Here is a 12,074-nt window from a genome sequence, read left to right on the forward strand (position 1 = left end):
CGCTGTCCGGGCGATTTTGCGCTGTGCCGGCGATTTTTGCCCGGATGAAAGAATGTTGGGGTGAACCCCCATGACTCGCTGATTCCGTTGCTGGGCCGTGGCCCGGACCCGGAGCAGCTCCGGCATGTGCGGACCATCCCGGCGCGCCAAGCAGTGCACGAGCCGTGGCCGTCCTGGGCCCACCCGGACCTGGTCTCGGCCTACGGCAAGCTCGGCATCCATCAGCCCTACCGGCACCAGATCCGGGCAGCCGACATCGCCCACGGCGGCGGGCACGTGGTGATCGCCACCGGCACGGCGTCTGGTAAGTCCCTTGCCTACCAGCTGCCGGCGCTGGACGCGATTCACAGGTCCGAACTGCGTGTCCTGTCCGAGCCCGGAAAAATTCACGACGACGGCGCGGTAACGCTGTATCTCTCCCCCACCAAGGCGCTGGCGGCGGACCAGCTCGCGGCGATCCGGTCCTTGAACCTGCCGACCGTCCGTGCTGAAACGTACGACGGCGACACCGACCAGGCCTCCCGCCGCTGGATCCGCGACCACGCGAACTTCATCCTGGCCAACCCCGACATGCTGCACTTCGGCATCCTGCCGAACCATGCCTGGTGGGCGGGCTTCTTCCGGCGCTTGCGCTACGTGATCGTGGACGAGGCGCACAGCTACCGCGGCGTCTTCGGCTCCCACGTGGCCAACCTGATGCGCCGGCTGCGGCGCATCTGCGCCTACTACGCGGCCGATGGCAGCTCCGCCGGTCCGGTGTTCATCGCAGCGTCCGCCACGGCGTCCGAGCCGGAGAAGTCCTTTGGCCGGCTTATTGGCGCGCCGGTCCAGGGAGTCGCGGAAGATTCCTCTCCGCACGGGTCCACGACAGTAGCGTTCTGGGAACCTGCGCTCACCGAGGTGCGCGGCGAGAACGGGGCCAAGGAACGCAGGACGGCGGTGGCCGAGACAGCCGATCTTCTCGCGAACCTTGTTTCATCACGGATCCGGACCATCGCGTTCATCAAATCCAGGCGCGGCGCCGAAACCATCTCCTCGATCACCAAGCGGCTCCTGGACGAAGTCGACCCCAGCCTGCCGCAACGCGTGGCCGCATACCGCTCCGGATACCTCCCGGAGGAACGCCGTGCCTTGGAAAGGGCGCTGCGGACCGGCCAGCTGCTGGGCATTTCCAGCACTTCGGCCCTCGAACTGGGCATCGACGTCTCCGGGCTGGACGCGGTGCTGGTGGCCGGCTGGCCCGGCACCAGGGCGTCCCTCTTCCAGCAGATCGGCCGTGCGGGCCGCGCCGGCCAGGACGCCATTGCCGCCTTCGTGGCCAGCGACGATCCCCTGGACACCTACCTGGTCAACCATCCTGAAGCCATCTTCGACGTGTCCGTCGAGGCGACGGTGTTTGATCCGTCCAACCCCTACGTCCTGGGCCCGCACCTCTGTGCCGCGGCCGCCGAGCTGCCGCTCGGTGTGGCCGAACTGCCGCTGTTCGGTGCCACTGCGGAGAAACTCCTCGGGCAGCTGGTGGCACAGGGCTACCTGCGGCGGCGCCCTGCCGGCTGGTTCTGGACCCATGCCCAGAGTGCCGCGGCCATGGTGAACCTGCGGGCCGACGGCGGCGGACCAGTGAGCATTGTGGACGCCGACACCGGTTCGCTGCTGGGGACGATGGATTCGCCGCAGACCCACTACCAGGCCCACACCGGAGCCATATACGTCCATCAAGGTGACAGCTATGTGGTGGAGGACCTGAACGAGGACGATCACTGTGTGGTGGTGCGGAGAGCCAACCCCGACTACTACACGACGGCGCGCGACATCACGCAGATCGAGGTCCTCGAGACCCAGCGGACGGCGCAGTGGGGTGATGTTGCCGTGCACTTCGGCGACGTCAAGGTCACAACTCAAGTGGTCTCCTTTCAGCGGAAGGCCCTGATTTCGAATGAAGTCCTGGGCGAGGAGCCCCTGGACCTGGGAGCCAGGGACCTGTTTACGAAGGCCGTGTGGTTTGTGGTGGAGAACCGGTCGCTCACGGGCGCCGGACTCATCGAGGCGCAGTTCCCAGGCGCCCTCCACGCGGCCGAGCACGCCGCCATCGGCCTGCTGCCGCTCGTTGCCTCGAGCGACCGCTGGGACATCGGCGGGGTTTCAACCGCCATCCACGCCGACACCGGCGTGCCGACGATTTTCGTGTACGACGGGCATCCCGGCGGCGCCGGATTTGCCGAACGCGGCTTCGAGAAGGCGAAGGCGTGGCTCACGGCTACGAGAGACGCGATCGAAGCCTGCGAGTGCGAATCCGGTTGCCCCTCCTGCGTCCAGTCGCCGAAGTGCGGCAATAAGAACAACCCGCTGGACAAGGATGCCGCCGTCACGCTGATTGATGTCCTGCTGAAGGACGCGCAGGAACTAGCACCCGAGGAGTCCAGGACGGCCGCACCGGCGCCGAACGCGGTCTGAGTGCCGAGGGCCGGCTCCTTGACGAGCGCCGTCGTTGTGGCGTTCAAGGCGGGGGTCCGGCCCTGGACCGGCCGGTGGCGACGCCAAGGAGCGGCCCGGCCGGCAACTCCGTGCTGACTTCGACGGACAGATCGCCTCCCTCCGTGCAGCTGACGAGCGTTGCCTTGTGGCGGGCAGCCACCGCGGCAGCCACCAGGCAGGGCTCGCCCGGCGAAACACCGCGGAGCGCATCGGCTGCGGCCAGGGCGGCGAGGTCGGCCGCGGCGGCGGCCTTGGACGCCGCTGCCGACGCCTGCGCGAGCAGGACGAGCAGCGCCATGACCATGACAACCACCATGCCGAGCCCCGCGGCCAGCACGGTGCCCGATCCGCGTTCGGACTGGACTCCGGACCCGGGGTTCCTGCACTGGCCGAAGGGCTGTCTCCGCCGCCGGCTCACAGGAGCCGCCCGCTGGTATTGCCGTGCCCATTCCCGCCGGATCCCGTCTGCGCCGTTCCCGGAGACTGCACCGAGGATGCCGTTTCGCTGCGTGCCTCGGCCCTGGCGGTCAGCGTCCACGGCACCATGCGTCCCAGCGGCCCCGCAGCCCGGTCCGACACCGTGACGCTCATCCATTCGCCGCCGGGCACCACGGCCGACGAGGCCGAGGGGCCAGCCAGCTTGCGGACGATACCGTCGACGGCGGCAGGGTCCTCACCCCTGGCGAGTGCCCTGGCCCCAGCCCGGGCCGCATCCTCCAGCCGCAGTTGGGTGATCCCCGCCGCAGACCCCGCCAGCAGCATCGCCAGAAGCAGCAGGACGGCGGGAAGAGCGACCGCAAATTCTGCGGTCACCGCGCCGCGGCTGTTGGCGTGGCGGCTCCCCTCGCCGCAGGCCTTCCCCTGACCGCGGCTGGCTGCTGCTTCTCCGGAACGGCTCCTGAGCTGCCGGGTGGACTCACGTCCGGCCGCCGCCAGGGTCTGCGGAGCGGGTTTCACGGCAGGGCCAGCGCCGTACGGATCAGGTTGAGCAGGAAGCCACGGACCTCGTCGCTTCGCAGGATGAACACCAGGAGCCCGGCGAAGCCTACCGCTGCCAGCGTGGCGATGGCGTATTCGGCGGTCGCCATTCCGGCTTCCGAGCCCATGAGTCGCCTGCGTGGCCGTGGCTTCACCCGCGGCGCCGTGCTGGCACCAGGGTAGATCTCCAGGACATCGGCCTCTGTGGGTTCATGCTGCAAGGGCCGGGCGGCCTCGCCCGGGGAGTGGTGGTTGAGGGACATGAATTTTCCTTTCTGGAGTTCCGGCGAATTGCCGGTGCCTTCGACTCTCCCGTCCGCCGCCCGGACCCGTAAGGCCTGAGCTTCCCTAAGTGGAAAAGCGGCCGGAGCGGCCGCCTGTGGAGGGAAAGTGCCCCGGATGCACACGGCTGACCGCGCGGGTGGTGGAAACACCAGCCTGCAGCCGACAGCAACAGGTCCTACCAACAGACGTGGGCGCCGCAGCCGACACGCCCGGCAGCAGATGGCGGCACGAGGGTTGTGGCTCTGCAGACTGCGCCGCAGCAGATTGCCGCACTGAAGGTAACGGGCAGCAGATGGCGGGGCGGGACATTGCCGCGCGCCCTCCCGCACCAAGCGGGCGCAGGCGGGCAGGGGAAGTCAGCCGCCCGAAGGAACCAGGGCAAGCAGCACGGGAACGACGCCCAGGCATATGAAGGCCGGCAGTGAACAGAGCCCCAGCGGAACCACCAGCTTGACCCCGAGGGAAGCCGCCCGCTTCTCCGCGGCCCGGAAGCGTTCCCGCCTCATTCTGGCGGCCTGGGCATAAAGGATGCTCGACGACGGCGCACCCGTCAGCGCCGCGAAGCCAAGGGCGTCCCGGAGTGCCAGTATTTCCGGCGAGCGCACGTCTGAACTGCGCCAGGCCGTCTCCCAGTCGGCGCCAATGGCCATGGCTCCCACGACAGGCCGCAGGGCGCGACCGTGCTCGGGTGAAGCCGCAGCGGCCACCAGTTCGAGGGCCCGACCGATGCCCGCACCGGCGTGGAGCATGGCGGCAATCAGCTCAAGCATCATGGCGCTGTCCCGCAGCGCCGGGAAGTTCTCGGCGCTGAAATGCCCGCCCCGGTTCCGAGAACCGTGCTCACCGTCTGCGATGCCATGGCCCGCAGCGAGGCCGCTCCGACGGAGGAATCCTGACCTCCCGTGAACGGTTCCGCCAAAGACGAGACATGCGGCCACCGCCAGCGCCAGCGCGATGACAGCAGGAGCCAGAACAGATCCGCTCATTGGCCTGTTCCTGCCAACCGTGGACAGCCCGCTGCGCAGGGGCAGCCTGGCCAACGGGCCTTCATGGCGCTGCCGCTCCGGCCGCTGCGCGCACGAGCCTTGCGGACCAGATGCGGCCGGCGACGGTCAGCCCAATGCCCGCGACCAGCGCGGCCATCCCGAACGGGGTGCCCAGCAGCATCGCCAGCGGGTCCACGCCGAGGCAGACGCCCAGCCCCAGTCCGAGCAGGGGGAGCCACGTCAGCAGCGCAACCGTCGCCTTCGGTCCGGCGAGCGCCGTCTGGCGGGCTGCTTCGGCGTCGTCCTCAACCTCCAACTGTGCCGCGAAGCGGGTCAGGACGTCAGCGAGCGGACAGCCGCTGGCGGCCGCTATCTCGAAACAGGCCGCCAGCTCAGCCCAGATCCGCGGCTCACGACCACCAGTGCCATGACGCGCTGGCGAACATGCCGACCGTATCGCCTCGGCCACCGGGGCTCCCCGCAGGGCAGCTCCCCGGGCAGCTGAAACCACAGCCCCCGATCCGGGGCTGAGCCGGGGCCGGCGGGGGTCGTCATCTGCGGAGCCCTGTTCCACGTACAGCTGCCACAGTTCGTCCCACAGGCGCGAAGGGGAGCGGCCGCCCTTGAGCAGGGCCGCCAACTGCTGAACCACAACCGTCAGGGACACGAAGGCCTCCTTACGGCGGCCCCGAGGGGAGCCAAACGCGCCTGGCTCCGTGTCGGCAGGCCGGCCGATGCGGCGAATCCGGCCGCCTGGCGTGCCAGCCGGGCCGAAGGCACGGCGTGCGCGCCGAAGTGGCCCCCGCGCTGGGCTCAGAAGCAGCCAGGCGGCAAGCGCCAGTGCACCCACCAGGGCCGCGGTCATGCCGCTGCCCTGCGGGCTCCGCGGTTCTTATTGCCGGCCTCGGAGACCGCGCCTGGGTCCAGGACAAGACCCGGATCGAGGGCAAGACGCCGGGCAAGGATCTCCCACGCCGGCCCCGGAACAGCCGTGCCGGCTGAGACGTCCAAGGCCACTTCGACGTCGAGGCAACCGGACCGCTCAGTCAGGATGCCGATGCATGCGACATAGCGTCCCTGCCTGGACCTGGCCACGTGCACCACCACATCAAGCGCGCTGGCCACCTGCAGGCGGACCGCATCCTGCCCCAGCCCGGCCAGGGCTCCCAGAGCGGTAAGCCGGGCCGGAACCGCACCCGCCGCGTTTGCGTGGATGGTGCCGCCGCCGCCGGTGTGGCCGGTGTTCATGGCTGTCAGGAGCTCGCGCACCTCGGCACCCCGGCATTCCCCCACAATCAGCCGGTCCGGCCGCATCCTCAGGGCCTGGCGCACAAGTTCGCCGAGGTCCACGGCGCCCCCTCCCTCGAGGTTCCCGTGCCGTGACTCCAGCGAGACCACGTGCGGGTGCACCGGGTTCAGTTCCGAGGCGTCTTCGATGAGGACCAGCCGCTCCCCCGGATGGCAGAGCCCCAGCAGGGTGGACAGGAGGGTCGTCTTTCCCGAGCCCGTCGCGCCGCTGACCAGGAAACTCAGCCGCTGGTCCACCATGCGCTCCAGTACGCACTGAAGAAGCGGCCCAAACATGCCGCCGTCCCGGAGCTCGTCCATCGTGAAGACCTGCTCCCGCCGGATCCTGATGCTGAGCAGCGTCCCGGCCGCCGAGATGGGAGGCAGGACGGCGTGGACCCGGTAGCCTCCCTCGAGCCGCACGTCCACGCAGGGCGATCCGTCGTCCAGCCGCCTGCCGCCCGATGCAACCAGCCTGGCGGCAAGTGCCCTGAGCTGGGTCTCCCCCGCGAAGGACACGGATGTCCGTTCGATGCCCCGGCCCCTGTCCAGCCAAACGGAGTCGGGGGCGTTCACGAAGATGTCTGTGACCGAGGGATCCCGGACAAGGTGCTGCAGTGGCCCGAGTCCGTTGAGCTCAGCGCTGATCCGTTCCGCGGCGGCGAGGGAACCGGCTGTGCCCAGCAGCTTTCCGGTGGCCTGCACCGCGGCCGCCACCCGCGACGGGGTCACCGGCCCGGCTTCCGCCATGACCGACTCGCGGACCGTCTCAAGGAGCCCCGCGTCCAGGACCCGGGCCGCACGACGCCGCCCCGCCGTCTCCGCGAGCGCGGCGCGGGATGCGGGTGCACCGGGGGTTCCCGACGCGGTGCGGACCCCGGCATCGACACCGGCCCCGGCCCCGGGCAATCCCAGATGAGCGCTCACCGGAGGTCCCCGGCCTGGAGATCGCCGGCGAGGAGGCCAAGCACCGAGGATGCGAAGCGCCGGACCGACTTCCGCCTGCCCTGATCGAGCAGGCGGCCCAGCTCGGTGGCCGAGGCCGTGCCCCGCACTTCAGGCATCACACCATGGAGGGGGAGCCCCACGGATTCGGCGACCAGCGCCGCGTCCAGCGCAACCCCGGCCCTTCCCCTGATGACCAGCGCCGATTCGACGGGCGGAAGCTCCTGCAGCAGCCGCGCGGCGGCAACGGCAGCCTTCAGTTGGGCGGGGACAACGACAAGCAGGCGGTCGCAGTCCCAGGCGAACGTTCGCAGCGGCTCGGAGTTGCGGCCGATATCGACAATCACCACCTCGTACCCCCGCCGTGCGGCGTCGAGGACGCCTCCCACGGTGACCGGATCCACGAGGGGCGGCCGTTCCCTGCTCCCGGGCCACGACAGAAACGAGAACCCGCCGGCGACGGGCAGGGCGTCCGCCAGCTGCTGCGGGTCGATGCTGCCACTGGCATCGGCCAAATCCGGCCAGCGGAGACCCGGGGATTCCTCCGCCGCCAGGGCCAGTTCGAGGCCGCCGCCCCAGGGATCCGCGTCCACGAGAAGCACACGTGCACCGAGTTCAGCCGCCGCCTGCGCCAGCCACGCCGCCGCGGTGGTGGCACCCGCCCCTCCGCAGCCGCCGGTAACGCCGAGCACCAGGCCGCCGGCCTCCGGTGAACGGGACCGGCTGAGATACTCCGCCAGCCAGGCGGCGGCGTCCGGAAGAACGGCGACGCGCTGTGCCCCCAAGGCAGCGCCAAGGTGCCAGAGTGTGTCCCCTTCCCCGCTCAGGCCGACGAGGACGGCCGGTGCGCGGCGCCGGGGCGGCAGTTCACGGACGTCACTGCCGACCAGGACGTCGGCGGCGGAATCCCAGAATGGCGCGGCCTCAGCCACATCGTCCACCACCCGGAGCCGTCCGCCGGCCGCCGCGACAATCCGCTCCACCTCGCCCCGCAGGAATTCAAAACCCGTAACGAGAAGGACGTCGCCGCCGTCAGCGGGGAGCCAGGCGCCCGGTTCAGAAGCAATCAGTGGCCCCGCCGGAGTTGTCAGTGCATCATCCGGCGCGGCAACATCCGGCCGCGCATTATCCGGGCCTGATGGGAGTCGCCGGTTCCGGGCGTGGTGCCTGCTCATGCAGCAACTCTGCCCAACGGGACAGTCTGTCCGTCAGTGGCGAATGAGTGTATGTGGATAACGGACCGCCGGCCTGAGCGAAGGAAAGCCCGGTCCGCTGTGGAGGACAAGAGCTGGGCGCGGCTCCGAACATCACGGCGACAGGGCAGAATTGGACACATGTATCTGCTGCTCGCCGCCCACCCCGACGGCGCAGCCATACAGGAACTCACAGCAGCGGGTCTCCCCTCCCCCGCCAATCCGGAACCACGGACCGTCACCCTGCCCCGAACCGGAGCGGAAGCCGCACCCGGCAGCGGAACCGGGCTGGCCGCCGTCGTCCGCGAACTCGAAAAGCGGCGCCCGCGCTGGATCTGGCACCGCACCCAGGACTGGTACCCCGGTCTGCTGGCGGCGGGCGTCGACGTCGAACGCTGCTACGACCTCTCCCTGTGCGGTGCCATCCTGGCGCATTCCGAGTTCACGGCCCACACCCCGTACGCCAGGAACGCCGAGAAACTCACGCAGGACGACGAGCTGCAGCCACCGCGGCTGCTCCAGCCGCCCCCGCCGCCCGCCGACCAGGGCGCGCTCTTCGAAGATCTGGCCGCGGCAACCGAACCGCGGCAGACCCTTGCCGAGCTGCGCGCCGAATACGCGGCCCAGCAGGAAGCCCTGGCAGCCGCAGGAACGGCAGGTGCAGCTGACGGCAACCGGAGGCAGCGGCTCCAGCTCCTCCTCGCCGCCGAATCCGCCAGCGCCCTGGTGGCGGCCGAGATGCAGCATGCCGGAGTGCCCTGGCGCGAGGAACTGCACGAGCAAATCCTGGCGGAGCATCTGGGGCCCCGGCCGCCGCTTGGGCACCGCCCCGCCAAGCTCGAGGCCCTGAACACCGAGCTCCGGGGCCTCCTGAACGCGCCGGCCCTGAATCCGGACTCGCCCCAGGAGCTGATGCGGGCACTGCACCGTAACGGCATCGAAGTGAAGTCGACGCGGCAATGGGAGCTGAAGGAGTCCACCCACCCGGCCATCGAGCCCCTGCTGGTGTACAAGAAACTGTCGCGGCTGCACACTGCCAACGGCTGGGTGTGGCTGGACGCGTGGGTGCGGAACGGGAGGTTCCGGCCCGAATACGTGGTGGGCGGAGTGGTGTCCGGCCGCTGGGCGTCACGCGGCGGCGGCGCACTGCAGATACCCCGCCAGGTCCGTGGCGCCGTGCACGCCGACCCCGGGCACAAACTCATCGTTGCCGACGCGTCCCAGCTGGAGCCCCGTGTCCTCGCGGCCCTCGCGCAGGATTCAAGCATGGCCGAGGCCGCCCGGGACCAGGATCTCTATGCCGGGATCGCCGCCAAGGGATTCGGCGGCGACCGGAGCAAGGCAAAAATGGCCCTGCTGGGAGCCATGTATGGCGCCACCTCCGGCGAGGCAGGCCGCCTGATGCCCCAGCTTGCCAGGATCTACCCCCGCGCGGTGGGCTTCGTCGAGCGCGCCGCCCGCGAGGGCGAAGCCGGCAGGACCGTCACCTCACGCCTGGGACGCAGCAGCCCGCCGCCGTCGGAACGGTGGTTCCGCAGCCAGCGGTCCACGTCCGCGGAGGAGCAGCGCCGTGCGGACGCCATCGCCCGATCCCGGGGACGTTTCACGCGCAACTTCGTCGTCCAGGGTTCGGCTGCGGACTGGGCTGCCTGCTGGCTGGCTGAATTACGACGGCGGCTGCGCACCATGCGTGCCGACGGCTCAGCAACCGCGGAACTGGTGTTTTTCCTGCACGACGAGGTGATGGTCCATGCCCCCGATTCCGCCGTGGACGCCTGCATCCGCGCCATTGAAGAGGCGGCCAACGCCGCCAAGGAGCTGCTTTTCGGGCCCATCCCGGTCGAGTTCCCGGTGAGCGTCGCCGTCGTCGATTCCTACGACAACGCAAAGTAACCGGACCCCGGAACCCGGCCCGACCGAAACGGGGCACTTTGGCACCCGACACGCCGCCCGCCGTCGTAATGACGACGGCGGCACCCCCAAAGTTCCCCACGACAGCATCCGATTGGAGCCCATTACCCCCTGACCACGGGAAACAAAAGTCACATCCGCCACTTGCGCGATGCATGGTTGTAATCAGTAACTTACCGGCGGGTAGTTCGCTTCGTGTGGCGTGGACCACTAAGGTCATTGGTGGCCGGGCAGTGGCAATCAGTTGGCCCGGCATATGCGACGAAGCATCAGCAGGGGGTTTCCACGCCAATGGCGGGCAAGTTTGAGGTTCACCAGGACAGCGACCAGTCTTACAAATTCCGGCTCATGGATAGGGACGGAAACATCGTGGCAGAGTCGCCACGGTTCAAGAGCGTTTCCGGAGTAGTGGCCGGCATCAACGCATTGCGCGAAAACGCCGCAACCGGCCTGGTGGTGGATCTGCGGAAGTCGCAGCACTGACACCCCGTCGGCCGCGCCAGGAAGAAGCAGGCTAGAGGTCCAGCGGATGGAGCCTGGTCCGGTCCCACGGGACGGCCCAGGCCAGCTGGTCGAACAGTTCGTTCAGGATCATGCCGGTAAAACCCCAGACCACGAGGCTGTTCACCGTGAACGCCGGGCTCTGGAACGTCTGGTTCAGGCGCGTCACGGCCGCCATGGTGCGGTTCTCAGGATCCAGCAGGTCGCGGACCGGCACCCGGAAAACCTGGGCTGACTCGCCGTAGTCCACCACACGGACGGGCGACGGCGAAGCCCACCAGGCCAGGACAGGGGTCACCAGGAAGTTTCCGCGCGGCAGGGCCAGCTCCGGCAGGGCACCGAGCACTTCGACGCCGGAAGGGTCCAGCCCGGTCTCCTCCTCCGCCTCACGGAGCGCAGCTTCAACGGGGGTTTCACCCGCGTCGATGCCGCCGCCAGGGAAGGCCACCTGGCCGGGATGGTCGTCGAGGGTATGGGCGCGCTCCAGGAGCAGGACGTCCAGGTCTGCAGCCACCAGCGGTTTGCCGGACGCCGCGGGCACATCGTCCAGGGCGCCGAAGAGGATCAGGACGGCCGCTTTACGTGCCACTGAATCGTCCACCGTCAGCTTCCGCCAGTACGGGTTCCGGGCAGGACCGGTTCCGGCCCGGATTGAGTCGACGAGGTCCACCAGGTCCTGGCGCGCCCTCATAGCGTCCTCCGTTGCGATTCCATCCGGATCTCGGCCGCGCGGTGCGTCTCGGCCATGAGCTTCGCCAGGAGCCCCTCGTTGCCGGGCGCCAGTTCGTACTTCAGCAGCTTCGCGGCTTTCGCGGGATTGGTCTCGCCCGAGCCGAAGCTGGGGCACCAGTTGGCCACGGCGCAGGCCCCGCAGGCCGGTTTGCGGGAATGGCACACCCGGCGGCCGTGAAACACCACCCGGTGGGACAGCATGGTCCAGTCCCTGGGCTCAAACAGCTCCGCCACGTCGGACTCGATCCGGACGGGGTCATCCGACTCCGTCCAGCCGAATCGCCTCGCCAGGCGCCCGAAGTGCGTGTCCACCGTGATGCCGGGAACGCCGAACGCGTTGCCCAGCACCACGTTCGCGGTTTTCCGTCCGACGCCGGGAAGCGTCACCAGATCTTCCAGCCGGCCGGGGACCACGCCGTCGAACTCGTCCACCACCCTGTTTGCCAGCGCGAGGAGGTTCCGGGACTTGGCCCGGAAAAACCCTGTCGGCTTGATGATGGCTTCCAGCTCCGCGGTGTCCGCCTCCGCCATGGCCCGGGCGTCGGGGTAGCGGGAGAACAGCAGCGGCGTGATCAGGTTGACCGTCACGTCCGTGGTCTGCGCGGACAGCACCGTGGCCACGAGGAGCTCGAAGGGGTTCCGGAAGTCGAGCTCGGCGTGGGCGTACGGGTACTGCTCGGCGAGTGCCCGGTTGATCCGGCGCGCCCGGCGCTTCAGTGCCAGCGGCGACTCGCCGGAGCGGGCCGGCCGGGTCGCCGCCGGCCCGCTTTCGGAGCCACTG

12 protein-coding genes are annotated in these 12,074 nt (G+C 69.5%); 3 read left to right on the forward strand and 9 right to left on the reverse strand.

From position 1 onward, the window contains the following. The first annotated feature begins 60 nt into the window (after window positions 1-60). Entirely contained in the window at window positions 61-2,454 is a 2,394-nt protein-coding gene (locus tag ACFRAH_RS22225) for a DEAD/DEAH box helicase (protein WP_377993073.1), read from the forward strand. A gap of 43 nt (window positions 2,455-2,497) precedes the next feature. On the opposite strand, the gene ACFRAH_RS22230 is transcribed toward ACFRAH_RS22225, so the two are convergent. From ACFRAH_RS22230 to ssd, 7 genes are all read right to left on the reverse strand, one after another. Beyond that, the gene (locus ACFRAH_RS22230) at window positions 2,498-2,893 is read right to left on the reverse strand and encodes an Rv3654c family TadE-like protein (RefSeq protein WP_377993074.1); all 396 of its coding nucleotides are present in this window, start codon (window positions 2,891-2,893) and stop codon (window positions 2,498-2,500) included. Then, on the reverse strand, window positions 2,890-3,432 hold the full coding sequence (locus ACFRAH_RS22235) for a TadE family type IV pilus minor pilin (protein ID WP_377993075.1): 543 nt from the start codon (window positions 3,430-3,432) through the stop codon (window positions 2,890-2,892). The genes ACFRAH_RS22230 and ACFRAH_RS22235 overlap by 4 nt, the downstream gene beginning before the upstream one ends. Further along, window positions 3,429-3,716, reverse strand: a complete 288-nt coding sequence (locus ACFRAH_RS22240) for a DUF4244 domain-containing protein (protein WP_377993076.1) — start codon at window positions 3,714-3,716, stop codon at window positions 3,429-3,431. Before ACFRAH_RS22240 ends, ACFRAH_RS22235 begins: the two co-directional genes overlap by 4 nt. A 378-nt stretch (window positions 3,717-4,094) precedes the next feature. Continuing rightward, entirely contained in the window at window positions 4,095-4,724 is a 630-nt protein-coding gene (locus ACFRAH_RS22245) for a type II secretion system F family protein (RefSeq protein WP_377993077.1), read from the reverse strand. A gap of 61 nt (window positions 4,725-4,785) precedes the next feature. Beyond that, window positions 4,786-5,589: a hypothetical protein gene (locus tag ACFRAH_RS22250; RefSeq protein ID WP_377993078.1), complete on the reverse strand. Its 804-nt coding sequence runs from the start codon at window positions 5,587-5,589 to the stop codon at window positions 4,786-4,788. After that, window positions 5,586-6,761: a TadA family conjugal transfer-associated ATPase gene (locus ACFRAH_RS22255; protein WP_377993097.1), complete on the reverse strand. Its 1,176-nt coding sequence runs from the start codon at window positions 6,759-6,761 to the stop codon at window positions 5,586-5,588. The genes ACFRAH_RS22250 and ACFRAH_RS22255 overlap by 4 nt, the downstream gene beginning before the upstream one ends. Before the next feature lie 173 nt (window positions 6,762-6,934). Continuing rightward, on the reverse strand, window positions 6,935-8,131 hold the full coding sequence (gene ssd / locus ACFRAH_RS22260) for a septum site-determining protein Ssd (RefSeq protein WP_377993079.1): 1,197 nt from the start codon (window positions 8,129-8,131) through the stop codon (window positions 6,935-6,937). Between the two features lie 159 nt (window positions 8,132-8,290). Between ssd and ACFRAH_RS22265 the strand changes: the two genes are divergently transcribed. Together ACFRAH_RS22265 and ACFRAH_RS22270 are read left to right on the forward strand one after the other, a co-directional pair. Further along, on the forward strand, window positions 8,291-10,042 hold the full coding sequence (locus ACFRAH_RS22265; protein WP_377993080.1) for a bifunctional 3'-5' exonuclease/DNA polymerase: 1,752 nt from the start codon (window positions 8,291-8,293) through the stop codon (window positions 10,040-10,042). A gap of 309 nt (window positions 10,043-10,351) precedes the next feature. Continuing rightward, window positions 10,352-10,543 (forward strand): YegP family protein, encoded by a 192-nt coding sequence (locus ACFRAH_RS22270; RefSeq protein WP_377993081.1) that lies wholly within the window; start codon window positions 10,352-10,354, stop codon window positions 10,541-10,543. Window positions 10,544-10,574: 31 nt separating this feature from the next. On the opposite strand, the gene ACFRAH_RS22275 is transcribed toward ACFRAH_RS22270, so the two are convergent. Together ACFRAH_RS22275 and nth are read right to left on the reverse strand one after the other, a co-directional pair. Further along, window positions 10,575-11,252, reverse strand: a complete 678-nt coding sequence (locus ACFRAH_RS22275) for an NUDIX hydrolase (protein WP_377993082.1) — start codon at window positions 11,250-11,252, stop codon at window positions 10,575-10,577. Further along, a complete protein-coding gene (gene nth, locus ACFRAH_RS22280) occupies window positions 11,249-12,016 on the reverse strand; it encodes an endonuclease III (protein ID WP_377993098.1) in 768 nt (255 codons plus the stop codon). The genes ACFRAH_RS22275 and nth overlap by 4 nt, the downstream gene beginning before the upstream one ends. Window positions 12,017-12,074: the final 58 nt, after the last annotated feature.

Origin of the sequence: Arthrobacter sp. NPDC056727 (assembly GCF_042790555.1) — a bacterium.
Classification (GTDB): domain Bacteria; phylum Actinomycetota; class Actinomycetes; order Actinomycetales; family Micrococcaceae; genus Arthrobacter.